Origin of the sequence: Kutzneria sp. CA-103260, from assembly GCF_018263855.1 — a bacterium.
GTDB lineage: Bacteria > Actinomycetota > Actinomycetes > Mycobacteriales > Pseudonocardiaceae > Kutzneria.
In genome coordinates this window covers 7,148,161-7,172,010 of sequence record NZ_CP073318.1, presented here as the reverse complement: position 1 = coordinate 7,172,010, position 23,850 = coordinate 7,148,161, and the positions used below count along the sequence as shown (strand labels likewise).

Below are 23,850 nucleotides of genomic sequence, written 5' to 3'. Positions count from 1 at the left end.
TCACACCCCGTTCAGGTAAAGAAGAATGCACTTCGAGCAGACCGGCATCATGCCGTTGGTCGACAGGATGGAGCGGACCTGGCGGAACGCCTCGCTCTGCCACAGCTCGGTCATCTCGGTGTCGTAGAGGTTGCCGACCACGAACTCGGGGAAGAACTTGCAGGAGCTGACGTTGCCGTCGGCGTGGACTTCCATCCGGTTGGACACGGCCAGGCACTTGGAGCGGTTCTGCGCGGGGCGGGAGGTGCCGCGGATGAAGTCCTCGACCTCGTCGGCCTCCAGTTGTGGCTGGTAGCGCACGCGCACGCCCCAGGGCCGGGAGGCGAGGCGGGCCATGGACTCCCGCAAGACCGGGAGTTGGTCTTCGGGTAGTTGGTAGGTGTAGGAGTGCCAGGTGGGTTGTTTGGTGCCGGTGTCGGGTTTGAGCCAGGCGAAGGACTGCTCGTAGACCTGGTCCATCTGGCCGGCGACTTCGGGGCTGATGTACCAGGGGAACTGGAAGTAGACGGTGTTGACGCCGAGTTCTTCGGCCCACTCCATGAACTCGTACATCTTGCCGACGGTGACGTGGGAGACCATGCACGACAGGGAGAGCTCGCCTCGGAAGCGGCCGTCGCGTTTGAGGTCGAGCATCATCTGGATGTTGTCCATGGTGCGTTTGAAGGTGCCCTTGCCGCGTAGGGCTTCGTGGTCCTCGCCGAGGCCGTCGAGGCTGACCAGGAGGTTGAGGTTCTCGCCGATGCGGAGCATGTCGTCGAGCTTGCGTTTGAACAGCAGGCCGTTGGTGCACATGTTGACCGTGCGCGGATACCGCTCCAGGAGTTCGGCCACTTGGCCGAACTTGGTGTGCATCAGGGGTTCGCCGCCCCAGAGGAAGAGCTTGGAGCGGGTGGCCGCGGTGGTGCGCAGCACGTTCTCGACGATGTCGATGTCGAGTTCGGTCTTCTGGCGCTGGGGGCTGAAGTCGCGGAAGAAGCCCTGCTCGTTCCACTGGTAGCAGTGGGTGCAGCGCAGGTTGCAGCGGTAGGTGAGCTGGAGACTGACCTCCTGCGGCACCGGCGCGGCGTAGCCGGGGTCGGCCAGCAGACCGTGCCGGGCCCGCGAGCGGATGGCCACGGTGTGCTTGATGTCGGCGAATTCTTTGGCGTTGATCCTTCGTGTTGTCAACGGGTGCATCGGTTTTCCCCAATCAGGCCGGGACCAGGTCGGGCTGGACAAGACTTTGGCTGGCGCGGCGAACCGCCAGCACGCTGCAACTGGCGAGCAGGCCGCCCGCCGTGAGCACGAGCACCAGCCCGTGCGTGACGCCGAGCCAGCTGGTGGCCAGCCCGGCGGCGAACCCGCCGACCAGCGAGCCGGCCGGTGTCGCCGACGAGACCAGCGTGCGGGCGGTGGCGTGCACGGTGCTCTCGTGCCCGGCCGGGGCCAGCGACTGGCGCAGGCCCGTGGTGAGCACGGCCCACACCGGCAGCCACACCGAGGAGAACACGCGGATCACCACCAGCACCGCGACCGGCGCGAACAACAGGCTCAACGGCAACGCCACCCAGGAGGCCCCCTCCAAGCCGGACAGCAGCATCATCCGCCGCACGCCGAACCGGGCGGCCAGCCGCGCGGCCAGGAAGGCGCCGGTCAGGCCGCCCAGCGAGCCCGCGGCCAGCAGCAGGCCACCGCCCACACTGGACAGTCCCAGCGCGCGGTAGGCGAACAGCAGCAACACGGTATCCACGATGCCGATGCCGAAACTGCGGATGGCCGAACCCTGCACGATCTGACGCAGCATCGGCGTCCGTCTGACCTGCGTGAGCCCGTCTCGGATCCGCACCAGCACCGGATCGCGGTGGGCCGGCACTGGCACCGGTTCCAGGGTGCGAACCCGGGACTGGCCGAAGGCCGACAGCGCGAACGGCAGGCCGTTGACGGCCAGCGCGGCCAGCGGGCCGACGACGCCGATCACCGCGCCGGCCAGCGCCGGCCCGATCAGCTTGGACAGGCTGTCGGAGCTCTGCAGCCGGGAGTTGGCGGCGAACAGCGAGCGGGGCTCGACCAGGGTCGGCAGGTAGGTCTGGCTGGCCACGTCGCCGAACACGGTGGCCACACCGGCGACGGCGACCGCGACGATCAGGCCGGCCACGCTGATGTGGCCCAGCATCGCCAGCACGCCGACGGTGACGAACGCGACCAGTCGGGTGAGCTCGCCGGCCACCAGCACCGGGCGCTTGCGGACGTGGGCCAGCAGCCCGCCGGCCAGCATGCCGAAGGCCGGGTAGGCCAGCCAGCCGGTAGCGGACAGCACGCCGACCTCGGCGCTGGAGGCGTGCAGCACCAGGATGGCGATGCTGGGTGCGGTGAAGCCGGTGAGACGATCCCCCACGAAGCTGGCGGTCTGGCTGAACCAGTACCAGCGGAAGCAGGTCGGCAGCCTGCCGCTCATGCGGTCCCCGTACGCATGCGTCCACCAATCCGCCGCAGCACCGGCGAAAATGCCGCGACAACGTTGTCAGTGTTCGCGAAACTTTATTGACGGTAAGCGACGGCGCTGATTCTTCAGCCTCGCTCTGCCTCTTCGGGCAGCGATGAGTTCATCTTCGGCCCCCAGGTTTCCGCCGGTTTTAGGCGCTGTTCGGAAGCTAGCTCGGCCCCCGCACGGGTTCAAGAGCGTTTCAGTGATGCACACGAACGGAGCAGTAATGCTACTCACAGTGAGCGTGGGGGTGGTGTCGACCGATTCGCGACGCGAATGCGAGCGAGGTGGGGCGGGATGCGTCAAGAATTGTCAACGCTATTTTTTTCTCGGCTATTCGGCCTACTGAATCTTGAACTATTTCTGGATACTCAGAGTGACCGATCGGTTACTCGAGCGAGAGCTTGTCATTCCAGACTGATAAATCTACTGTTACTAGTCGTGGCGGAGCTGAAGGAGTTGTCCCCGGACGTGGTCCGGGCCGGCGCCGACCTGCGGGTCGCCGTCGGCCGGATCGCACGCCGGCTGCGACAGGCCCACGCGGTGGGCGACATGACCCTGTCCGAGGTGTCGGTGCTGGCCCGGCTGGACCGGGACGGGCCCAACACCTCGGGCGCGCTGGCCGAGCTGGAGCGGATCCGGCCGCAGGCGATGGGAGTGACCCTGTCCGAACTGGAGAGTCGCGGCCTGGTGTCGCGCGCGGCCGACCCGGTGGACGGCCGCAAGATGCTGATCTCGATCACGCCGGCCGGCCGGAACATGTTGTCGCAGCGGCGATCGGAGAGCGCCGAGCGCATCACCCGGGCGCTGGCCGAGGAGTTCACCGCGGTGGAGCGACGGCGGCTGCTGGCCGTGCTGCCGCTGCTGGACCGGTTGGCGGAGAAGCTGTGACGGCGGTGCGGGAAGCCCCCGCGATCGGCGGGCGCTACAAGTGGATCGCGTTGTCCAACACCACGCTCGGCGTGTTCATCGCCACTGTGGACGGCTCGATCGTGATCATCTCACTGCCGGCCATCTTCCGCGGCATCGGGCTGGATCCATTGGCCCCAGGCAACATCAGCTACCTGCTCTGGATGATCATGGGCTACCTGCTGGTGTCCGCGGTGCTGGTGGTGGCGCTGGGCCGGCTCGGCGACATGTTCGGCCGGGTCCGGATGTACAACGTGGGCTTCGCGATCTTCGCCGCGGCGTCCATCGCCCTGTCGCTGGATCCGTTCCTGGGCGGGGCCGGCGCGCTGTGGCTGATCGGCTGGCGGGTCGTGCAGGCGTTCGGCGGGGCGATGCTGACCGGCAACTCGGCGGCGATCATCACCGACGCGTTCCCGGCCGAGCAGCGCGGCATGGCCCTGGGCATCAACCAGATCACCGCACTGGCCGGGCAGTTCATCGGCCTGTTGGCCGGCGGGCTGCTGGCCGTGATCGACTGGCACGCGGTGTTCTGGGTGAGCGTGCCGATCGGCGTGGTCGGCGCGATCTGGTCCTACCGCAGCCTCCGGGAGATCAGCACGCCCAAGCGGGCCCGCATCGACTGGATCGGCACGATCACCTTCACCGCCGGCACCGGGGCGCTGCTGGCCGCGATCACGTACGGAATCCAGCCCTACGGCGGGCATTCCACCGGCTGGACCAGTCCCACTGTCCTGAGTGGACTTGGGCTGGGGTTGCTGCTGCTCGTGGTGTTCTGCATCGCCGAGACACGGATCGCCCAGCCGATGTTCCGCCTGGGACTGTTCAAGATCCGGGCCTTCGCCGCCGGCAACATCGCCGCGCTGCTGACCGCCATCGCCCGCGGCGGCATGCAGTTCATGCTGATCATCTGGCTGCAGGGCATCTGGCTTCCGCTGCACGGCTACAACTTCGAGGACACACCGCTGTGGGCCGGCATCTACATGCTGCCGCTCACGATCGGCTTCCTGGCCGCCGGGCCGGTTTCCGGCTTCCTGTCCGACCGGTTCGGCGCGCGGCTGTTCGCCACCGGCGGCCTGGTGCTGGTGGTGATCGCCTTCCTCGGCCTGCTGGCGCTGCCGGTGAACTTCTCCTACCCGGTGTTCGCGCTGCTGCTGTTCCTCAGCGGCGCCGGGCAGGGCATGTTCTCCGCCCCCAACACCTCGGCGATCATGGGCTCGGTGCCGGCGGCCGACCGGGGCGTCGCCTCGGGCATGCGGTCCACGTTCCAGAACTCGGGCACGTCGCTGTCCATCGGCGTGTTCTTCTCGCTGATGATCGTCGGCCTGGCCAGCTCGCTGCCGACCACGCTCACCGCCGGCCTGACCGCCCAGGGCGTGCCGCTGGCGACCGCGCGGTCGGTGGCCTCGCTGCCGCCGGTGAGCACCCTGTTCGCGGCATTCCTGGGGGATAGTCCGATCGCGCACCTGCTGGCGCCCAGTGGCGTGCTCAAAACCCTGCCCCCGGATCACGTCGCGGCGTTGACCGGCAATACGTTCTTCCCGGAGCTGGTGTCCGGTCCGTTCCACGACGGACTGATCACCGTGTTCGGCGCGGCCGCCGTGATGGCCGCCGTCGCCGCGCTGGCGTCGCTGCTGCGGGGCCGGACGGCGCGCTAGACGGCGCAACCCGCGCCACCGGACGGCGTAATCGCGTATTCACACTCTTGACTGGTATAGACCAATCCGGTCTAGTGGTGGCTGCCCGTTGGAGAAGAGCGTCGGTGCAGCCGCCACTCCCGCCGTGCTTGCTGGTTCCTCGGGCCTACGCACCCCTGCGCGTCGAGGAGTGATCGCCTTGTCGTTACGACGTTTCCTGGCGGGGCTGGCGACCTTCGCCGTGGCCGCCACCGTCGCGGTCGTGGCCCCGGCCACCGCGAGCGCGGCCACCTGCGCCGCCGCCTACAGCGCCACACAGGTCTACACCGGCGGCATGACCGCCTCGTACAACAGCCACAACTGGCAGGCCAAGTGGTGGACCCAGGGTGAGACGCCGAGCACCGGCGGCTCCGGCGTCTGGGCCGACCAGGGTTCCTGCACCGGCGGCTCCGGGGGAGGCGGTGGCGGCGGAACCACCTGCAGCTACCCCGACTGGGTCGCCGGCACCAACTACAGCACCGGCGCGATCGTGCGCTACCCGGCCAACGGCCAGTACTACCAGGCCACGCACGACAACCCGGGCTACGACCCGACCATCAGCACCTGGTACTGGTCGCCCTACTCCTGCACCGGCGGGGGCGGCGGTGGCGGCAACACCGGCTTCGTGGTGAGCGAGGCCCAGTTCAACCAGATGTTCCCCAGCCGGAACTCGTTCTACACCTACGCCGGCCTGACCGCGGCGATCGCCAAGTTCCCGGGCTTCGCCACCACCGGCAGCGACACCGTGCAGAAGCAGGAGGCCGCGGCCTTCCTGGCCAACGTCTCGCACGAGACCGGCGGCCTGGTTTACATCACCGAGATCGACAAGTCGGGCAACTACTGCGACACCTCGCAGTCCTACGGCTGCCCGGCCGGCACCTACGCCTACTACGGCCGCGGCCCGCTCCAGCTGAGCTGGAACTTCAACTACTACGCCGCCGGCAACTACCTGGGCCTCAACCTGCTGAGCAACCCTTACCTGGTCGAGCAGGACGCCTCCGTGGCCTGGCAGACCGGCCTCTGGTACTGGTTCACCGGCACTGGCAACGGCGGCACCACCTCGCACAACGCCATGGTCAACGGCCAGGGCTTCGGCGCGACCATCCGGGCCATCAACGGCGGCCTGGAGTGCAACGGCAACAACACCGCTGAGATGCAGGACCGCGTGAACCTGTACCAGCAGTACGCCTCGATGCTGGGCGTCTCCCCGGGCGGCAACCTCACCTGCTGACCGAGTTCGTGGGTCTCCAAGACCCGCAAACCCAGGGCTGGGAGGTCCTCAACCGCCCCAAACCCCGCGCGGGGTTTGGGGCGGTTGGCGACGTTGTGGGGAGGGGTTTGGGGGTCTTGGAGACACTCAAACCGTCAGGCGGCGACCGGCTCCGCTTCCGGCTCCGGGGCGGTGGGGCGGCGACGGCGGGTGAGGATCAGGCGGATCAGGCCCAGCACGATCGTGGCAATCGTCACACCGACCTGCGTCATGAAGTTGTCCACCAGCGGGGTGCCGACCACCAGGGCCTGGCTGGCCAGGCTGGAGCCGAGGGTGGTTCCGTTCGCCACCAGCACCGCCGGCACGGCGGCGAACAGCAGGATCAGCGGCGGCTGCACCATGGGGCCGAACAGGTTGCGGCGCCGGACAAAAAGCACGGAAAGCACACATCCGCCCGCGTAGGCCGCCTGGAAGGGCACACCGAGCCTGTGATCGAAGGTCATGTCCGCGTAGGCGCCGGCCGCGGTGGTCACCAGGGGCAGCAGGATGGCGGCCCACCAGGGCAGTCCCCACGGGCGGCGGGCGGTCGTCGTCTCGGTTTCCATGCTCCCTCTTCACGTCGTCCCGTTCAGGGTAGTGACGCCCCATGCCCGCGCCGGGTTGCGTCACAGAACACAGGCAACCGGAACGGGCGGTTCGGCGTCTGCCGGGTGGGGGTTGTCGGAGAAGTCGGGGAGGAACCGTGAGCGCAGGCAGATCCGCGTTGATCACAGGCAGAACCGTGGTCGCGCTGGCCTCGGTCGCGGTCATCGGCCTGTCCGGCTACGGCTGGACCCTGCTGCAGCAGGCCCAGACCCACCTGACCACCGACAACGTGATCGAGCACCACACGCCGCCGGCCGCCCCCGCGACGGTGCCGCACCAGGACGGCCAGGACACCAACTTCCTGCTGGTCGGCATCGACAGCCGCACCGACGTGCACGGCAACCCGCTGCCGCCGGACGTGCTGGCCTCGCTGCACGCCGGCCCGGACGACGGCTTCCTCAACACCGACACGCTGATCGTGGTGCACGTGCCCGGCGACGGCGGCAAGGCCTCGGCCATCTCCATCCCGCGCGACTCGTACGTGGACATCGCCGACGGCGACGGCCGGGACTACGGCAAGCACAAGATCAACTCGGCCTACTCGATCGGCATGAACAACCACAACGGCTCGCAGACCGAGGGCCGCAAGACGCTGATCAACACCGTGGAGAAGTTCACCGGCGTCACCATCGACCACTACGCCGAGATCAACCTGTACGGCTTCGACCTGATCAGCCAGGCCCTCGGCGGCGTGCCGGTGTGCCTCAACCACGCGGTCGACGACCGGGAGTACTCCGGCGCGGTCTTCCCGGCCGGCCAGCAGACCCTGTCCGGCGTGCAGGCGCTGCAGTTCGTGCGGCAGCGGCACGGCCTGGACAACGGCGACATCGACCGCGAGCGCCGGCAGCAGGCCTTCCTGGCCTCGGCCGTGCACCAGCTGCTCTCGGTCGGCACGCTGACCAGCCCCAGCAAGCTGAACGCGATCATCACCGCCGTGCAGAACTCCATCGTGCTGGACCAGGACTGGAACCTGTTGCAGTTCGCCCAGCAGGTGCAGGGCATCTCCGGCGGCAACATCACCTTCGACACCATCCCGATCGTGAACATCACCTACTGGACGCCGGCCGACGGCGACGCCGTGCAGGTGGATCCGGCTCAGGTCAAGGCGTTCGTGCAGGCCAAGTTCGGCGACGCCCCGACCCCGCCGGCCGGCGCCACCACGACCACGCCGACCTCGCCGACCGGCAAGGCCGCCGGCACCAGCACCGACCGGTCGCCGGTCATCCCCAGTCAGACCACCGGCGGCGCCGACACGTCCAGCACCGGGCAGTCGATCACGGCGACCGGCGTGACCTGCGTGAACTGAGGTCAGCGAACACGTCGAGCAGGCTGGCGTCGTCCACCGACTGCGGGTCGACCACGTCGGCCACCTCGGCGCCCTGCAGAAGCCGCTTCACCGGCACCTCCAGCTTCTTGCCGGTGCGGGTGTGCGGGATGCCCCGCACGGCGATGATGTCGTCCGGGACGTGCCGCGGCGAGGCGTCCCGGCGGATCGCCGCCTTGATCTTCTCGACCAGCTCGTCGGTGAGCTCGATCCCGTTGGCCGGCACCACGAACAGCGGCATCCAGTAGCCGCCGTCCGGCTGCTCGGCCCCGATCACCAGCGACTCGGCGATCTCCGGCAGCTTCTCCACCACGGCGTAGATGTCGGCGCTGCCCATACGGACCCCGTTGCGGTTCAATGTGGAGTCGGAACGCCCGTGCACGGCCACGGTGCCCCGGCCGGTGATGGTGATCCAGTCCCCGTGCCGCCACACGCCGGGGTAGTGGGCGAAGTAGGCGTCGTGGTAGCGGTGGCCGCCGGGATCGTCCCAGAAGGACAGTGGCATGGACGGCATCGGTTGGGTGACAACAAGTTCGCCGACCTCGTCGACGACGCTGCGGCCCTGGGCGTCCCAGGCCTCCAGGGCGACGCCCAGGCAGGGCACGGAGATCTCGCCGGCCCAGATCGGGGCCGTCGGGACCGCGCCGGCGAAGGCGGTGACCACGTCGGTGCCGCCGCTGGTGGACGCCAGCGCCACCTCGGAGCCCAGTTCCGTTGCCACCCAACGGTATGCGGTCGGCGGCACCACGGATCCGGTGGCCCCCAACGTACGCAGCTTGGGCAGCGACGGGTGCACGCCGGCCTTCTCCGACGCCTGGAGATAAGCCGGGCTGGTGCCGAGAATCGTGACTTCCAGGCGCTGGGCCAGATCCCACAACGCGCCCGGGGTCGGAAAGCCGGGATTGCCGTCGTGGCAGACGATCGTGGCCCCGACGAGCAGCCCCGCCACCTGGAAGTTCCACATCATCCAGCTCGGCGACGTGTACCAGAGGAAGGTGTCCTCCGCACGCAGGTCCAGGTGCAGCGACACCTGCTTGACGTGCTCCAGCACCACGCCGCCGTGGCCGTGCACGATGCCCTTGGGCTTGCCGGTGGTGCCGGACGAGAACAGCACCCACAGCGGGTGGTCGAACGGCACCGGCTCGACGGTCAGCGGATGGTCGCCGTCCACCGACCACGGCGTCACCCCGGGCAGGTCCAAGCCCAGGCGGGACACCATGATCGTGGCCGTGAGCGACGGGATCTCGTTACGCAGCAAGGTGATCGCCTCGCGGCGATCCTGGGCCTTGCCGTTGTAGCGGTAGCCGTCGGCGGTGATCAGCACCTTGGGCGTCAGCTGCCCGAGCCGGGACACCGCGGCCGGGGCCGAGTAGTCCTGGCCGCACGAGGACCAGATCGCCCCGAGGCTCGCCGTGGCCAGGAACGCCACCACCGCCTCGGCGATGTTCGGCAGGTAGCCGACCACCCGGTCACCGCGCTCAACGCCCAGCCCTCGCAGCGTGTTCGCCACCGCCGCCACCTGACGCCGCAGCTCGCTCCAGCTGAGCCGCCGACCCGCCCCACCCGGCTCCGGCTCGTCGATCACCGCCGTACCTTCGCGCACGTGCCGGAACACCTGGTCGACGTAGTTCAGGGCGCTCCCGGTGAACCACCGCGCGCCGGGCATCTCGGCCGAGGCCAGCACCTCGTCGTACGGGGTGGCCAGGATGTCGAAGTACTCCCAGAGGGAACCCCAGAACCGCGCCGGCTCCGCCACCGACCACGCGTGCAACGCCGCGTAGTCGGGGAGGTCCGGCCCTTCGTGCACGCTCAGCCAGCGCCGGTAGCGCTCGACGTTCGAACCGTCGACGGCAGCCTGGCTCGGGATCCAAACAGGCCCTGTCATAGTGGGCATCAGCGTAACTGCGACAGGGGCCCGGTCATGAGCAATCTCTGCACGAATCCTTCCCTGGGCGAGGACGGCGCGGCCGCCGGCGACGTCCAGCTGCTGGCCGCCCGGGCCGTGCCGCTGGGCGGTGTGCGGGCGATCAAGGTGGACCGGCTGCTGCCGCACCGGACGCTGCCGACGGTCGGGGCGTGGTGCTTCCTCGACCGGTTCGGGCCGCAGCACGACGACATGACCGTGCTGCCGCACCCGCACACCGGGTTGCAGACCGTCACCTGGCCGCTGGCCGGCGAGATCCGGCACCGGGACAGCCTGGGCAGCGATGTGGTGATCAAGCCCGGCCAGCTCAACCTGATGACCGCCGGCCACGGCATCTCGCACTCCGAGTTCTCCCTCGGCGACCGGCCGCTGCTCGACGGGCTCCAGCTCTGGCTGGCGCTGCCGGCCATCTCCGACAGCGTCGCCCCGAGCTTCGAGCAGCACACCGACCTGCCGATATTCGAGGATCACGGCCTGCGGGCCACGGTGTTCATCGGCGCCATCGGCGACGTGGTCTCCCCGGCCACCACCTACAGCCCCCTGGTCGGGGCCGACTTCTCCCTCGCGCCCGGGGAAGCCGCCACCGTGCCGCTGCGCCGCGACTTCGAGCACGCGCTGGTGGTCGTCGAGGGGACGCTGTCGGCTCTCGGCCACGACCTGCCGTCCGGGCCGATGCTGTACCTGGGCACGAACCGCGACCACATCACCGTGACGAGTGATCGCGGCGCGCGGGCGGTGCTGATCGGCGGCACGCCGTACGAGGACGACCTGGTGATGTGGTGGAACTTCGTCGGCCGCAGCCACGAGGAGATCGCCCAGGCCCGCCAGGAGTGGGCAGAGGGAGACAGGTTCGGGCTGGTCGACGGGCATGACGGGGCTCGGATCCCGGCCCCGCCGCTGCCCGGGGCGCGGCTGCGTCCACGGCGACGGGCCTGACTCCGAAAAAATCTTCGGCCCAGGTGTCCAGGGGCGGTCCCGGCCGTTCGTCCCTAGGGTGACGGTCGGCGAAACGGAGCCGACCCGCAGCACTCGGGAGCAGCCATGACGACCTACCTCGCCCTCATCTACAACACCGACCAGGCCTGGCACGACGACGTGCCGGTGGCGCCGAGCGAGGAGTACAACGAGTTCGGCCGGGCAGCGGCCGCGGTCCTGCGCGGCGGCAACGCCCTGCACTCGACCGCCACCGCGACCACCGTGCGGGTGAGCGGCGGCAAGGGCGGCGACATCCTCACCACCGACGGCCCGTACGCGGAGACCAAGGAGGTGCTCACCGGCTACTACCTGCTGGAGTGCGCCGACCTGGAGGAGGCCGTGAAGACCGCGGCGATGATCCCGGCGGCCTGGAACGGCGGGGCCATCGAGGTCCGCCCGGTGGTCAACTTCGGATGACTGCCACCGGTGACGCGGTCGCGCGGCTGGTACGCGAGGAGTACGGGCGCGTGCTGGCCACGCTGATCCGCGTCACCGGCAGCGTCACCCTGGCCGAGGACGCCGCCCAGGACGCGATGGTGCGCGCCCTGGAGACGTGGCCGCGCGACGGCGTCCCGGACAACCCGCGGGCGTGGCTGCTGGTCACGGCCAAACGCCAGGCCATCGACCACATCCGGCGCGAGGGCCGGCGGGCGGACAAGGAGGCGGCGGCGATGGACCTGGTCGATCCCGCCGACGAGCCGGCCGAGGTCGTCCGCGACGACCTGCTGCGGCTGGTGTTCACCTGCTGCCACCCGTTCCTGTCGCTGGAGGCGCAGGTGGCGCTGGCCCTGCGCACGCTGGGCGGGCTGTCGACGACCGAGGTGGCCCGCGCGCTGCTGGTGCCCGAGGCGACCATGGCCAAGCGGCTGACCCGGGCCAAGCAGAAGATCGCCCAGGCCGGCATCCCCTACCGGGTGCCGGCGGCCGAGGAGCTGCCGGACCGGCTGGACGGCGTGGCCACGACCGTCTACCTGATCTTCAACGAGGGCTACGAGGGCCGGGCGGAACTGGCGGGGGAGGCCATCCGGCTGGGTCGGGTGCTGGCCGCGCTGATGCCCGACGAGCCGACCGTGCTGGGCCTGCTGTCGTTGATGCTGTTGCAGGAGTCACGGCGGGCCACCCGGTTGGCCGCCGACGGGACGCCGGTGCTGCTCGCCGACCAGGACCGGCTGCGGTGGGACGCCCAGGCCATCAAGGAGGGGGTGGAGCTGGTCGGCGTCGCGCTCCGGCGCAGCGCCGACCAGCCCAACCGGTATGCCGTGCAGGCCGCGATCGCCGCCTGCCACGCGCTTTCGCCGTCCTACGCCGAGACCAACTGGGATGCCGTCATCTCCTGGTACGACGTGTTGTCGACCATCCACGACACGCCGGTGGTCCGGCTGAACCGGGCCGTCGCGGTGGGGGAGCGCGACGGCCCCGCCGCCGGTTTGGCGCTGGTGGAGGGAATCGCCGGCCTGGACGGCTACCCGTGGTGGCACGCCAGCCGTGCTGAGCTGCTGAATCGCCTGGGGGACAAGGACTCCGCGCGCGTCGCCTACGAGCAGGCGCTGAGCCTCGGCAGCAACGACCCGACGGCCGAACACCTCCGCCGTCGGATGGACGATCTGGGGTAACCAGTTGACGGCGGCTCCGGGCCGTGTCATTCTCGTCCCATCATGCTGATGATCTGACACCACTTCAGAGCCCGCGACCGAGGCGCTTACCGCCCGGCGGGCACTCCCGCACTGCTCCTTCTCGCGGTAGGTGTCTCATGTCAAACATTCCCTTTCTGCATGCCCGCGACCTGGTCAAGAACTACGACGGCCGGCGGGTGCTGGACAGCGTCACGCTGATCGCCTCGCCCGGGCAGCGCATCGGCCTGGTCGGCGACAACGGCGTCGGCAAGTCCACGCTGCTGCGCCTGCTGGCCGGCCGCGAGGAGCCGGACGACGGCGTGGTCACCAGACCCGACGACTGTGGATTCCTGTTGCAGGAGCTGCCTTTCAGCACCGTCCGCGAGGTGATCGAGGACGCGCTGGCCGAGTGCCGGCGGGTGGAGCGGCTGCTTGTGGAGCTGGACCCGGAGTCCGCGGAGTTCGGCGACGCGCTGGAATGGGCCGAGCAGCACGACATCTGGGACGCCGACCGCCGGGCCGAGCTGGTGCTCGACGGGCTGAAGGTGTCCGATGTGGACGGATCGCTGGACCGGATCTCCGGCGGTCAGCGGTCCCGGCTGGCCCTGGCCGCGCTGCTGATCCGTCGGCCGCGGGCGATGCTGCTGGACGAGCCGACCAACCATCTCGACGACGACGCGACGACCTTCCTGGAGCAGCAACTCGTTGCTCAGCAAGGGGCTGTCGTGATCGCGTCCCACGACCGTGTTTTCCTGGACCAGGTCTGCACCGACATCGTCGACCTGGACCCGACGCGTACGGGGGTGACCCGCTTCGGTGGAGCCTATTCGGACTATCTGCACGCCAAGCGCGCCGAGCGGCAGCGCTGGGAGCAGCGTTATGCCGACCAGCAGCAGGAGCTGGCCGCGTTGCGGGAGTCGGTCGATCTGACCGCGCCGTCCATCGGGCCCAACCGGGCCATGAAGGACCGCAACAAGATGGCCTACGGCATGCGCACCAACCGGGTGCAGAAGCAGATCTCCCGGCGGGTGCGCAACGCCCAGCACCGGCTGGACGAGCTGACCGCCACCCAGGTGGCCAAGCCGCCGGAGCCCCTGCGCTTCAACGCCGAGCTCACCGGCAGAGCGCCGACTGATGGAAACGCCCTGTCGTTGCGGGACATCGAGGTCCCGGGCCGGCTGCGGCTGGCCGAGCTGGACATCGCCGCCGACACGCGGCTGATGGTCCGCGGCGACAACGGCGCCGGCAAGTCGACGCTGCTGTCGGTGCTGGCCGGCCGGCTCCAGCCGGCGGCCGGGGCGGTCGAGACCGCTGAGGGCGTGCGCATCGGCCTGCTGGAACAGGATGTGGTGTTCCACCATCCACATCGGACACCCCGCCGGCTGTACCGGGGTGCGGTTCCTTTGACGGAGCTCGGCCTGCTGGCTGAGCGCGATCTGGATCGGCCCGTCGGCACGCTGTCCGTGGGGCAGCGGCGGCGGCTGGCGCTGGCCATGCTGGTCGCCGAGCCGCCGGACGTGCTGCTGCTGGACGAACCCACCAACCACTTGTCTCTGAGTTTGGCCGAGGAACTGGAATCCGCGCTGCGGAGCGCGCCCGGCGCGGTGGTCGTGGCGACCCACGACCGCTGGCTGCGGCGCGGCTGGCGGGGCGCGGAACTGGTGCTGGCCGACGGACGCATCGCTTAGGGGGAAACACCTTGTCAGCTCAACTCACCATTCGCGCAGTGAGCAAACGGTTCGCGCACCGGCGGGTGCTCGACGCCGTGTCGGCCACGGTCCGGCCCGGTGAACGGGTCGGCGTGGTCGGCGAGAACGGCTCCGGCAAGTCCACGCTGCTGCGGCTGATCTCCGGGCAGGAGACGGTCGACGACGGCGAGATCATCGTGCAGGCGCAGGGGATCGGGCATCTCGGGCAGGTTCTCGACCTGCCCGAGACCGCCACCGTGCAGGACGCGATCGACGCCGCGCTGGCCGACATCCGCGCCCTGGAGCAGGCCATCGCCGAGGTCGGCGAGGACGTCGACGCCTTCGCGGAGCTGCTGGCCGAGTTGGAGCTTCGCGACGGCTACCGGGCCGACGCGAAGGTCGAGGCCGCAATGTCCGTGCTGCGTATCGGACATCTGCCCCGGGAGCGGCCGCTGGGCCGGCTGTCGGGCGGGCAGCGGGCCCGGCTGGCCCTGGCCTGCGTGCTGTCGGCCGAGCCGGAGCTGCTGTTGCTCGACGAGCCCACCAACCACCTCGACGCGCAGGCGCTGGCCTGGCTGGAGGAGCGGCTGCTGGCCCACCGGGGCACGCTGGTGGTCGTCACCCACGACCGGCTGCTGCTGGAGCGGGTGGCCACCGCCATCATCGAGGTCGACGGAGACCGGCGGGCGATCACTCGCTACGGCAACGGATACGCCGGTTTCCTGGCCGAGAAGTGGGCGGCCCGGCAGCGCTGGGAGCAGCGCTACCTGGACTGGGTCGCCGAGATCGAGCACTGGACCCGGTTCGGCGCGACCACGGCGTACGACGTCGCCCCGGGACGGCCGATGAAGGACCACAACAAGTGCAAGTACTACGGGGACGGGCAGCGGGTGCAGGCCAGCATCACCACGCGGGTGCGCTCGGCCGCCGAGCGGATCGACCGGCTGTGGGCCGATCCGGTGCCCCGGCCGCCCGATCCGCTCCGGCTGCACGCCCCCATCGCCGGCGGCGCGGTCGACGGCGTAGTGCTTGCGGCAGAGAATATTTCCGTGAGGGGAAGGCTTTCCGTCGATGAACTGAGCATTCAGGCCGGCTCCCGGCTGCTGGTCTCCGGACCCAACGGGGCGGGCAAGTCCACCCTGCTGGCCGTGCTGTCGGGCCAGCTGCGGCCAGACACCGGCACCACTGTCCGCAATGGACGGATCGGGTTCCTGGCCCAGGAGTCGGTGGTCCGGATGCCGGAGCGGACCGTGTTGGCGACCTTTGCCCGCGGCCGGGCCGGCACCTTCGACGAGCACACCGAGCGGCTGCTGTCGCTGGGCCTGTTCGCCGAGTCGGACCTGAAGACCCCGGTGGGCTCCCTTTCCGTTGGGCAGCAACGGCGGTTGTCGCTGGCCCGGCTGCTGGTGTCCGAAGTGGACGTCCTGCTGCTGGACGAGCCGACCAACCACCTGTCGCTGACCCTGGTGGAGGAGCTGGAGGTCGCCCTGGAGAACTATGCCGGTGCGGTGGTCGTGGTCTCCCACGACCGGCTGTTCCGCCGTCGGTGGACCGGGGCCGAACTAGAGCTGCGCAACGGAAAACCGGTTCACGCCGTGGCCGGAATGTAGGCGAGCCCGTGCGCGCCGGCCTGCTTGGCGCGCGGGATGGTCAGCGTCTCCAACACGGTGGGCGTGGTCGGCACAGTCAGGTCGACCACGCTCACCGTGGAGCTGAAGATGCCTGCCAGATAGGCCCGCTCGCCGTCCGGTGCGGACGCACAGGTGATCGGGCACGAGCCCACCGACACCGAGCCGACCGGTTCGACGCTGGCCGGCGACGGCCCGGCCCACACCACCAGCCGGCCATCGGGCTGGTCGGACTGCTCGAATACCACGCCGTTGGGCCCGAGCTCGCCGGCCAGCAGCAAACCGGTGGACGTCCAGTGCACCGGGATCACGGCCCGCTCGGTCGGCAGGGTCCGAACGATCGTGCCGGTGCGGGTGTCGATCAGCCGCACTCCCGGCTCCTTGCCGGGTTCGCCGGCGTGGGCGGCCTTCGGCGCGGCCACGGCCACCATCGAGCCGTCCGGGCTCACCGAGATGCCCTCGCCGCCCGGCACGGCGATCTTGTCGACCAGCACGCCGGTGGCCAGCTCGACCACGGTGATGTACGGGGCCTCCTTGTTGCTGGCGTAACCGAGGACGCCGTCCGGGCCGATGGCGAACCAGTGCGGGCCCGGGGCCAGCGTGTCGATCCGGCGCACCACGCGGCGGGTCTCCGTGTCCACCACGACAACCCCGCCCGGGCCGGCCGGCCCGGCCTCGACACTGACGTAGAGCAGCCGGCGGGCCGGGTCGAGCGCCAGCCCGTGTGGGCCGTGCTCGGGGGACAGGTCCAGCACCTCGACGATCCGCCCGGCGTCCGGGTCGATCACCGTCAGCAGGTGGTTGCGGCCGTCGTTGGCGTCGTAGTAGCCGGCGTGATAAGTGCTGGTGCAGAACAACATTCGGTGCTCGGCGTCGAACAGCAGCTCGTGCGGCTCGGCCGGCAGCGTCAGCACCGTCCGCACGCCGTGGTCGACGGCGTCGAACAGGGTCACGGTGGGGCCGCTCTGGCTGACCACCGCCAGTTGGTCACCGGTGCGAGGCATGGCGAGAACTCCTTGTCAGAAATAGGAGACGAGGTCGTCGAACAGGCCGGGGCCGGTCGGCGTCCAGTCCAGCAGCGTGCGGGTGGCGTGGTTGGACGCCGACATCTCGGTGCCGAAGAACGAGCCCACCCAGCCGAAGTGCTCCTCGGGGGCCGACTCGACCGGCAGACCGAGCCCACGGCCGACGGCCTCGGCGATGTCCCGGGTCGGGATCTCGGTCTCGGCCACGGCGTGCAGGATCGTGCCGGCCGGAACCGGCTTCTCCACGGCCAGCCGCACGGCCCGGCCGGCGTCCGCGACGTGCACCGCCGACCAGCGGTTGGCGCCCTCGGCGACGTACGCCGAGACGCCCTTGTCCCGGGCGATGGACACCAGCGCGGCGAGGAACCAGCGGTCGCCCGCGCCGTGCACGGTCGGAGCGAATCGGGTGATGACCGTGTCGACACCCTGGTCCACGAACTCCAGGGCCAGGTTCTCGCTGCCGCCGCGCATCGAGCCGACGCCGTGGAACGGAGACTTGTCCAGCTCGGTGGCGACCCGGCCGGGCGCGATGAAGGCCAGGCCGGAGGCGACGACGAACCGCCGGTGCGAGCCGGCCAGGGCGTCGCCGAGGGCCTGCACGGCGGCCCGCTCGGCGGCGTTGGTCGCCGCGTGGTCGGAGAAGTCGTGCTTGTTGGCCAGGTGGATCACTGCCTCGGCGGCGTCCGCACCGGCCCGCAGGCTGTCCAGGTCGTCGAGGTCGCCCCGCTGGACCTTCGCGCCCTTGCCGGTCAACACCGCGGCGGAGGAGTCGGAGCGGGCCAGGCCGGTGACCTCGTGGCCGGCTTCGAGCAGCTGGTCCACGACCGCCGTGCCGATCCAGCCGGTCGCTCCCGTAATGAACACATGCATCGTGTTTGCTCCCTCGTTGATGTGACACCAACGCTAGGGATGCTCGGGACGATCGTGCCACGCAAGTTCGGCAAGGCAGAGTTGCGTACAATGCAACTATGGAGCAGCTGGACCTGAACCTGTTGCGGGTGTTCGACGCCCTGCTCCAGGACGGCAGCGTCACGGCCGCGGCCGAGCGCCTTCACCTGTCGATTCCGGCCACCAGCCGGGCGCTCGGTCGGCTGCGACGGGCCATGAACGACCCGATCCTGGTGCGGGCCGGCCGCGGCATGGCCCCCACGCCGTTCGCGCTGCGCACCGCGCCCCGGGTGCGGTCGCTGCTCGACGAGGCGTCCGCCCTGATCAGCGCCGACCGCGAACTCTCCCCGGCCGATCTCCAGCGCACCTTCACCATTCGCATCAACGACGGCGTCGCCGTCACCCTGGTCACGGTGGTCGTCGAGGCCGTCGCCGCCGTCGCGCCCGGGGTGGTGCTGCGCTTCGTCGCCGAGGGCACCGAGAGCCCCGAGGCCCTGCGCAACGGCACAATCGACCTGGACATCGGCGCCGTCGACGACCTCGGTCCTGACCTGCGCAGCGCCCCGCTGTACCGGGAGCGCCTGATCGGCGTTGTCCGCGCCGACGTCCCGCTGGCCCGGCGGCCGACGCTGGCCCAGCTCTGCCGGCATCCCCACGTCTCCGCCTCGCGCCGGGGCCGGGCCCGCGGTCCGCTCGACGACGTGCTGGAATCCGCTGGCCTGCAACGACATGTGGCTGCCGTCGTGCCCACCTCGGTCATCGCCATGCACCTGGTGGCGTCCAGCCACTACATCGGCCTGGTGCCGGAGCGGTTGGTCGACCTGTACGGCGAGACCCTGGGCGTGCGGGCGGTGCCCATCCCCGGCGGGCTGCCGGAGGTCGAGGTCAGCATGTGCTGGCACGCCCGCCTCGACGCCGACCCCGCCCAACGCTGGCTCCGCGACACCATCCGCGAGGCCCTTGCCTAAACCCCCTCTTTTCCGGCTCATGTGCGCCACATGTGGCTAATGAGCCCACATGTGCGCCACACGTGGCTTCTGGGCCCACATGTGGCGCACATGTGGCATCAATCAGTGCGTCTTCAGGAGGGCGGCGCTGCCGGCCGGTACGGTGATGGTGGCCTGCTTGCCGTGCACCCGTACCAGTTTCGGCGCCGGGTGGAACGTGCCGTGCCCGTCCACGCCCGAGCCGGCGAGGGTGATCGCCGTGGAGTCGAGCGAGGGCGCGGTCAGCACGTACTCGCTGCCCATGAGCGCCGCCGAGCTCAAGGTGACCGTGAAGGTCTGGGCCGACGTGCCCTTGTTGTCGATGATGACGTTGTTGCCGATGCCCCACGCCGTCACGTCGGTGGCGCCGGTGACGGTCGCCGGGTGCAGCGCGCCGGTGCCGGCCAGGGACCACAGCAGCTCGCCGTAGAACACGCCTTGCACGCCAACGGGAGTCAGGCCGTTGTAGGCGATCGGCGAGTAGTTCAGCGGGAACTGGGTGGAGGTGCCGCCGTGGAAGTTCACGCCGTCACCGTTGTGCGCGGCGATGCCGTACATGAACTCCAGTGACCACAGGGAAGCCGCCTGCACGTTGCTCACCCCGGCGGTGCCGCCGTGGTAGTAGGAGTTGGCCTCGCTCATCCGCCACTGCGGGAGTTGGCTGGCCGCCTTGGCGTTCTGCAGCGCCGTCTCGTCCTTGTCCTCGTAGCCCTTGCCGTTGGAGGCCAGCATGCCGGCGATGGTGCCGGTGGTCTGGTCGCCGATGTAGCTGTGCATGGTGACGATGTTCAGGCCGTTGGCCTTCTCCTTGGCCGAGAACGGGGCCAGCCACGCGTTCTGCCCGTTGGTCACGCCCGGGCCGTCGAACACGGCCTTGGGCAACTGGGCCCGGATGGCCGACACGAACTGCTCGTACGAGGCCTCGTAGGTGGCTTCGGTGCGGTAGAAGTTCGGCTCGTTGCCGATCTCGAACGCCTCCAGGCTGCTGCCCAGCGCCTTGGTCGCGAAGGCCGCCTCGTTGGCCGCGTTGGCCGCCGTGTTGGTCTTCAGGTTGATCCCGTAGATCACCTTCCAGCCGGTGGCCTTGACGAAGGCGGCCAGTTTGGTCACGTCGGCCGGGGCCACCTCGGTGGCCGAGCCGCCGGCCCCGTTCGGGTTCCAGGGCGTCATGTCGACCAGGTTGCCGCCGATGCGCAGCGAACTCGGGCCGAGCAGCCGGAACAGCCGCACCAGGTCGGTGTCCTTGGCGTCGAACATGCCCGCGCCGACGCGGTCCTTCTCGTAGCTGAAGCCGGCGAACTCCTGGCCGACGTGGCCGCCCGCGGCCGGGCCGACCGTCACCGCCGGCCCGGCCGCCGCCTGGGCCGCGGGCGCGGTCGCCAGGCAGGTCACGGCCAGTGCCACCGAGCCCAGCAGCGCTGGGAACCGGATCATGGGTACACCTCCGGAAGCGTCACTCTGGCGGAGGCAGGCGTCATCCTCGCAATCTCACCGCCCGTGGTCAATGCCACGCGGCCGGTCACGTTCAGCGGGCTAAGGTGGGATCATGGGGGATTTCCGGGAGACCACCCGCGACTCGTACGACGCCCTGGCGCCGGGCTACGAGGACATGTTCCCGGACTGGGAGCTCAACCCGATCGACGGCGCCGGCTACGCGGCCTTCGCCGACCTGGTCCGGGCCGGCGGCGGTGGACCGGTGGCCGACGTGGGCTGCGCCTTCGGCTGGCTGACCGAGCTGCTGCACGGCCTGGGCCTGGACGCCTACGGCATCGACCTGTCGCCGGGCATGGTCCGGCAGGCCCAGCAGCGCTACCCGTACCTGGGCTTCGAGGTGGGGGACATGCTGGCCCTGGACGTGCCGGACGGCGGCCTCGGCGGCCTGATGGCCAGCTACTCGATCATCCACATCCCCTGGGACCTGCGGCCGCAACTGTTCGCCGAGTTCCACCGGGCCCTGAAGCCGGGCGGCACGCTGATGCTGGGCTTCCAGATCGGCGACGAGCACATCCACCGAGACGTGGTCGGGGAACGGCAGGTCGACCTCGACTGGTATCGCCAGCGGCCCGACGATGTCGAGAAACTGCTGACCGAGGCCGGATTCACGGTGAAGGCGACGATCGTCCGTCAGCCCGAAGGCCGGGAGAAGACGCCGCAGGGGCACGTGCTCGCCCAGAAGTAGCAGGAGCTACAGCAGCTTGGTCTGGCGGGAGATGCCGCTGGCGGCCGTGCGCACCGCGAAGGCCAGCCGGTCGATGTCCACCGACGAGTGGGCGACGATCGACACGGCGGCCACCACCGCGCCGGCGTCGGTGGTCACGGGCGAGGCGACCGAGCAGGCCCCGAGCGTCATCTCCTCGCGGGAGAAGGCGACCTGCTCGTCCCGCACGGTGTCCAGGGTCCGGGACAGCCGCCCGGGTTCGATGATGGTGTACCGGGTGAAGCGGCGAAGTCCCTTCTCCGACAACGTGGTGAGCAGGTCCACGCCGGCCGCGGCCAGCAGCACCTTGCCGACCCCGGTGGCGTGCAGCGGAAGCCGGCCGCCGATGCGGGTCCTGGTCGGCACCGACCGGACGCTGTTGATGTTCTCCACGCACAGCGCGGTGCCGCCGTCGAGCACGGCCAGCTGGATGTTCTCCCGGGTCGCGGTGTGCAGGTCCTGCATGTACGGCAGGGCCAGCTCGCGCAGGTTGCGGTAGCTCGGCGCGAGCGTGCCCAGCTTCCACAGCCGCAGCCCCACCCGGTACCGCCCGTCGGGCAGCCGCTCCAGCCAGCCGCCGGTGGTCAGCTCGGCCAGGAACCGGTGCGCGGTGGGCAGCGGCAGGTCGGTGCGGGCGGCGATCTCGGTCAGCGACTGGGTCGGCGTGGCGGCGTCGAAGGTGGCCAGGACGCTGAGCAGCCTGCGCACCACGCTGCGCCGGGGCTCCTCGGCCATTGTCGACGTTCCTTTCACGGGGTGGAAGTCCGATGTCGACCGTACTCGGCGGCCGCTCCTAGCGTCGAGGCATGGACGAGCAGCGGATCGCCGCGGTGGTACAGCGCTGGGCCCTCTACCGCGACGCCGGCGACTGGGACCGGTTCGCCGAACTCTGGCATCCCGACGGCTGGATGAGCGCCACCTGGTTCCAGGGCCCGTACGAGGAGTTCATCCGGGCCAGCCGCAAGGCTTTCGCCGACGGCGTGCGGATTCTGCACTTCCTCGGCGGCACCGCGGCCGACGTGGCCGGGAGCCGGGCGGTCGCCCAGACCAAGATGACCATCACCCAGCGCGGCGTCGTGCACGACACCGAGGTGGATGTGGTCTGCACGGGCCGGTTCTACGACTTCTTCGCGCTCCATGAGGGCGACTGGCGCATCACGCATCGCCAGCCGATCTATGAGACAGACCGGATGGATCCGGTCGACCCGTCGGCCGTGCTGAGCCTGGACCCGGGGCGGCTCAACCGCTTTCCGGTCGGCTACCGTCATCTGGCCTATCTCCAGGAGGCCAACGGCCAGCAGGTGCGGCCGGGGCTGCCGGGCCTGGCCGACGAGGCCACGACCCGGCTCTACCGCGAGGGTCGGGCCTGGCTACTGAACGCGGTATAGCGCCGCGCCGCCGGCCGGCAGCATCACCGAGACCGAGGTGTTGCTGCGCACCGGCCGGTAGGTCTGCGTGCCCGGGTCGAACTGGGTCACCGCCGACACCGCCGGCCCGAACGTCAGCGTGGTCAGGCTGGTGGAGGAGAAGGACCGGTTGGTCACCAGCAGCCAGCGTCCCGGTGCGCCGCTGGTGAACTGTCCCAGGATCACCGGGTCGCCGTTGATGTCGGCGACGTAGGCGTCCGGACTGAACGGGATCACCTTCGCCGGGTCGGCCGGGTCGTTGTAGTGCACGGTCCGCTCCGACACCAGCGGCTTGAGCTCCCGGCCGACCTGCTTCAGCCAGGTGGTGTTGATCATCTTCGCGCCCTGGTACAGCGCCGTCTGCTGGCCGGCCAGGTTCATCATCGCCGGCTGGAAGCCCTCGCCGCGGGCCGGATCCGGCTGCCAGTAGGTGAAGTACTGGATCCCCTTGCAGCCGTAGGCCAGGCTGACGTTGATCAGCCACAGCATCTCGGCCGTGGTCGGCACGCGGTACCAGCTGGTGCCCACCGACTGGATGTAGGTCCAGGTCGGCAGGTTGTGTCTCAGCCCGGCGTCGCGGATGTCCACCCAGTTGCCGAAGTAGTCGGTGTCGAACGAGCCGGCGTCGGGCAGCAGCGGGTACCGGTCGAAGGACAGCAGCGCCGGCTGCACGGTCTGGCAGAACTGCTCCACGTAGTTGGGGTAGTCGCCGGCCGGGCGGCCCAGGTCGGGCAGCAGGTTGGCGTAGGGCAGCCGGCTCGGGGCCTGCTGTCGGACCAGCTGGAAGGCCTTGCCCACCGTCGCGAACTTCCCGTAGTCCGGCTCGTCGTAGAGGCTGTAGCCGGCCAGCGAGCCGTGCACCCCGTACACGGTCTCGGCCCGGCGGATCAGCTCCGCGCCGTCGGCCATGGTGATCGACATCGGCACCGAGCGGTCGTCGCTGATGTCGAACCAGCGGGTGAGGTTGAGCAGTTGCGTGTCCTCGAAGACGATCACCTTCAGGCCGGCCGCGTCGGCCTGCTTGAGCGACCAGCCGATGATGTCGCCGTCGTCCAGGTAGTTGCCGGTGATCAGGAAGTTGACACCGGCGGCGGCGATCTCCTGGTAGCGCTGCGCGGTGGTCTCCTCCGGCGGCGGGGGCCAGTAGATGCCGATCGGGAAATCGGGACCGGAAACCAGCGGCAAGTCCGGCATGTGCTCTCCCCTCGCACGGGTGACCCTCCGTGATCACAGGGTAGCCCACCGACCCGTATCTTTGCGGGGCGAGGTACTTTGTGTTACAAAGTTCAAGGGCG

The 23,850-nt window shown here is 69.9% G+C and carries 21 protein-coding genes; 12 read left to right on the top strand and 9 right to left on the bottom strand.

Annotated elements, in window-relative coordinates; translation table 11 throughout:
* Both JJ691_RS31555 and JJ691_RS31550 read right to left on the bottom strand, forming a co-directional pair.
* Positions 1-1,176, bottom strand: coding sequence for a radical SAM protein (locus JJ691_RS31555; RefSeq protein ID WP_211763221.1), 1,176 nt, complete (start codon positions 1,174-1,176; stop codon positions 1-3).
* Positions 1,177-1,189: 13 nt separating this feature from the next.
* Positions 1,190-2,434, bottom strand: a complete 1,245-nt coding sequence (locus tag JJ691_RS31550) for an MFS transporter (protein ID WP_211763220.1) — start codon at positions 2,432-2,434, stop codon at positions 1,190-1,192.
* Positions 2,435-2,905: 471 nt separating this feature from the next.
* Between JJ691_RS31550 and JJ691_RS31545 the strand changes: the two genes are divergently transcribed.
* The 3 genes from JJ691_RS31545 to JJ691_RS31535 all read left to right on the top strand — a co-directional run bounded on the left by JJ691_RS31545 (position 2,906) and on the right by JJ691_RS31535 (position 6,277).
* The gene (locus JJ691_RS31545) at positions 2,906-3,355 is read left to right on the top strand and encodes a MarR family winged helix-turn-helix transcriptional regulator (RefSeq protein ID WP_249227144.1); all 450 of its coding nucleotides are present in this window, start codon (positions 2,906-2,908) and stop codon (positions 3,353-3,355) included.
* Complete coding sequence (locus JJ691_RS31540) at positions 3,352-5,028, top strand: MFS transporter (RefSeq protein ID WP_442912488.1); 1,677 nt, start codon at positions 3,352-3,354, stop codon at positions 5,026-5,028. Before JJ691_RS31545 ends, JJ691_RS31540 begins: the two co-directional genes overlap by 4 nt.
* Before the next feature lie 178 nt (positions 5,029-5,206).
* Positions 5,207-6,277, top strand: coding sequence for a glycoside hydrolase family 19 protein (locus JJ691_RS31535; RefSeq protein ID WP_249227143.1), 1,071 nt, complete (start codon positions 5,207-5,209; stop codon positions 6,275-6,277).
* Between the two features lie 134 nt (positions 6,278-6,411).
* Here the strand turns inward: JJ691_RS31535 and JJ691_RS31530 are convergent, their stop codons facing one another.
* Positions 6,412-6,861 carry a DUF6542 domain-containing protein gene (locus tag JJ691_RS31530; RefSeq protein ID WP_211763218.1) on the bottom strand — a complete coding sequence of 150 codons (450 nt, stop codon included), beginning with the start codon at positions 6,859-6,861 and terminating at the stop codon, positions 6,412-6,414.
* 158 nt (positions 6,862-7,019) lie between these two features.
* Between JJ691_RS31530 and JJ691_RS31525 the strand changes: the two genes are divergently transcribed.
* Complete coding sequence (locus tag JJ691_RS31525) at positions 7,020-8,207, top strand: LCP family protein (RefSeq protein WP_249227142.1); 1,188 nt, start codon at positions 7,020-7,022, stop codon at positions 8,205-8,207.
* Here the strand turns inward: JJ691_RS31525 and JJ691_RS31520 are convergent.
* Positions 8,176-10,110 (bottom strand): acetoacetate--CoA ligase, encoded by a 1,935-nt coding sequence (locus tag JJ691_RS31520; protein ID WP_211763216.1) that lies wholly within the window; start codon positions 10,108-10,110, stop codon positions 8,176-8,178. The genes JJ691_RS31525 and JJ691_RS31520 overlap by 32 nt on opposite strands.
* 36 nt (positions 10,111-10,146) lie before the next feature.
* Here JJ691_RS31520 and JJ691_RS31515 point away from each other — a divergent pair, with 36 nt between their 5' ends.
* The 5 genes from JJ691_RS31515 to JJ691_RS31495 all read left to right on the top strand — a co-directional run bounded on the left by JJ691_RS31515 (position 10,147) and on the right by JJ691_RS31495 (position 16,035).
* The gene (locus JJ691_RS31515) at positions 10,147-11,085 is read left to right on the top strand and encodes a pirin family protein (RefSeq protein WP_211763215.1); all 939 of its coding nucleotides are present in this window, start codon (positions 10,147-10,149) and stop codon (positions 11,083-11,085) included.
* A 105-nt stretch (positions 11,086-11,190) separates the two neighbouring features.
* Positions 11,191-11,541, top strand: a complete 351-nt coding sequence (locus tag JJ691_RS31510) for a YciI family protein (RefSeq protein WP_211763214.1) — start codon at positions 11,191-11,193, stop codon at positions 11,539-11,541.
* Positions 11,538-12,737, top strand: coding sequence for an RNA polymerase sigma factor (locus tag JJ691_RS31505; RefSeq protein WP_211763213.1), 1,200 nt, complete (start codon positions 11,538-11,540; stop codon positions 12,735-12,737). Before JJ691_RS31510 ends, JJ691_RS31505 begins: the two co-directional genes overlap by 4 nt.
* Before the next feature lie 137 nt (positions 12,738-12,874).
* On the top strand, positions 12,875-14,425 hold the full coding sequence (locus JJ691_RS31500) for an ABC-F family ATP-binding cassette domain-containing protein (protein ID WP_211763212.1): 1,551 nt from the start codon (positions 12,875-12,877) through the stop codon (positions 14,423-14,425).
* A gap of 38 nt (positions 14,426-14,463) precedes the next feature.
* Positions 14,464-16,035, top strand: a complete 1,572-nt coding sequence (locus tag JJ691_RS31495; protein WP_249227141.1) for an ABC-F family ATP-binding cassette domain-containing protein — start codon at positions 14,464-14,466, stop codon at positions 16,033-16,035.
* Here JJ691_RS31495 and JJ691_RS31490 read toward each other — a convergent pair.
* Together JJ691_RS31490 and JJ691_RS31485 are read right to left on the bottom strand one after the other, a co-directional pair.
* On the bottom strand, positions 16,014-17,057 hold the full coding sequence (locus JJ691_RS31490; RefSeq protein WP_211763211.1) for a YncE family protein: 1,044 nt from the start codon (positions 17,055-17,057) through the stop codon (positions 16,014-16,016). The genes JJ691_RS31495 and JJ691_RS31490 overlap by 22 nt on opposite strands.
* A 15-nt stretch (positions 17,058-17,072) precedes the next feature.
* On the bottom strand, positions 17,073-17,948 hold the full coding sequence (locus JJ691_RS31485) for an SDR family oxidoreductase (protein WP_211763210.1): 876 nt from the start codon (positions 17,946-17,948) through the stop codon (positions 17,073-17,075).
* A 98-nt stretch (positions 17,949-18,046) separates the two neighbouring features.
* On the opposite strand from JJ691_RS31485, the gene JJ691_RS31480 reads away from it, so the two are divergent.
* Entirely contained in the window at positions 18,047-18,934 is an 888-nt protein-coding gene (locus JJ691_RS31480; protein WP_211763209.1) for a LysR family transcriptional regulator, read from the top strand.
* Positions 18,935-19,036: 102 nt separating this feature from the next.
* Here JJ691_RS31480 and JJ691_RS31475 read toward each other — a convergent pair whose 3' ends face one another.
* A complete protein-coding gene (locus JJ691_RS31475; RefSeq protein WP_211763208.1) occupies positions 19,037-20,386 on the bottom strand; it encodes a glycosyl hydrolase family 79 C-terminal domain-containing protein in 1,350 nt (449 codons plus the stop codon).
* A gap of 112 nt (positions 20,387-20,498) precedes the next feature.
* Between JJ691_RS31475 and JJ691_RS31470 the strand changes: the two genes are divergently transcribed.
* Positions 20,499-21,131 carry a class I SAM-dependent methyltransferase gene (locus JJ691_RS31470; RefSeq protein WP_211763207.1) on the top strand — a complete coding sequence of 211 codons (633 nt, stop codon included), beginning with the start codon at positions 20,499-20,501 and terminating at the stop codon, positions 21,129-21,131.
* Between the two features lie 6 nt (positions 21,132-21,137).
* Here the strand turns inward: JJ691_RS31470 and JJ691_RS31465 are convergent, their stop codons facing one another.
* Positions 21,138-21,884, bottom strand: a complete 747-nt coding sequence (locus JJ691_RS31465; protein WP_249227140.1) for an IclR family transcriptional regulator — start codon at positions 21,882-21,884, stop codon at positions 21,138-21,140.
* A gap of 71 nt (positions 21,885-21,955) precedes the next feature.
* On the opposite strand from JJ691_RS31465, the gene JJ691_RS31460 reads away from it, so the two are divergent.
* On the top strand, positions 21,956-22,537 hold the full coding sequence (locus tag JJ691_RS31460) for a nuclear transport factor 2 family protein (protein ID WP_211763206.1): 582 nt from the start codon (positions 21,956-21,958) through the stop codon (positions 22,535-22,537).
* Here the strand turns inward: JJ691_RS31460 and JJ691_RS31455 are convergent.
* A complete protein-coding gene (locus JJ691_RS31455; RefSeq protein ID WP_211763205.1) occupies positions 22,520-23,749 on the bottom strand; it encodes a hypothetical protein in 1,230 nt (409 codons plus the stop codon). The genes JJ691_RS31460 and JJ691_RS31455 overlap by 18 nt on opposite strands.
* Positions 23,750-23,850: the final 101 nt, after the last annotated feature.

Coding starts and splice junctions, on each gene's coding strand:
- JJ691_RS31555 (WP_211763221.1), bottom strand. CDS start 1,176: ATGCACCCGTTGACAACACGAAGGATCAACGCCAAAGAATTCGCCGAC.
- JJ691_RS31550 (WP_211763220.1), bottom strand. CDS start 2,434: ATGAGCGGCAGGCTGCCGACCTGCTTCCGCTGGTACTGGTTCAGCCAG.
- JJ691_RS31530 (WP_211763218.1), bottom strand. CDS start 6,861: ATGGAAACCGAGACGACGACCGCCCGCCGCCCGTGGGGACTGCCCTGG.
- JJ691_RS31520 (WP_211763216.1), bottom strand. CDS start 10,110: ATGACAGGGCCTGTTTGGATCCCGAGCCAGGCTGCCGTCGACGGTTCG.
- JJ691_RS31515 (WP_211763215.1), top strand. CDS start 10,147: ATGAGCAATCTCTGCACGAATCCTTCCCTGGGCGAGGACGGCGCGGCC.
- JJ691_RS31510 (WP_211763214.1), top strand. CDS start 11,191: ATGACGACCTACCTCGCCCTCATCTACAACACCGACCAGGCCTGGCAC.
- JJ691_RS31505 (WP_211763213.1), top strand. CDS start 11,538: ATGACTGCCACCGGTGACGCGGTCGCGCGGCTGGTACGCGAGGAGTAC.
- JJ691_RS31500 (WP_211763212.1), top strand. CDS start 12,875: ATGTCAAACATTCCCTTTCTGCATGCCCGCGACCTGGTCAAGAACTAC.
- JJ691_RS31490 (WP_211763211.1), bottom strand. CDS start 17,057: ATGCCTCGCACCGGTGACCAACTGGCGGTGGTCAGCCAGAGCGGCCCC.
- JJ691_RS31485 (WP_211763210.1), bottom strand. CDS start 17,948: ATGCATGTGTTCATTACGGGAGCGACCGGCTGGATCGGCACGGCGGTC.
- JJ691_RS31480 (WP_211763209.1), top strand. CDS start 18,047: ATGGAGCAGCTGGACCTGAACCTGTTGCGGGTGTTCGACGCCCTGCTC.
- JJ691_RS31475 (WP_211763208.1), bottom strand. CDS start 20,386: ATGATCCGGTTCCCAGCGCTGCTGGGCTCGGTGGCACTGGCCGTGACC.
- JJ691_RS31470 (WP_211763207.1), top strand. CDS start 20,499: ATGGGGGATTTCCGGGAGACCACCCGCGACTCGTACGACGCCCTGGCG.
- JJ691_RS31465 (WP_249227140.1), bottom strand. CDS start 21,884: ATGGCCGAGGAGCCCCGGCGCAGCGTGGTGCGCAGGCTGCTCAGCGTC.
- JJ691_RS31460 (WP_211763206.1), top strand. CDS start 21,956: ATGGACGAGCAGCGGATCGCCGCGGTGGTACAGCGCTGGGCCCTCTAC.
- JJ691_RS31455 (WP_211763205.1), bottom strand. CDS start 23,749: ATGCCGGACTTGCCGCTGGTTTCCGGTCCCGATTTCCCGATCGGCATC.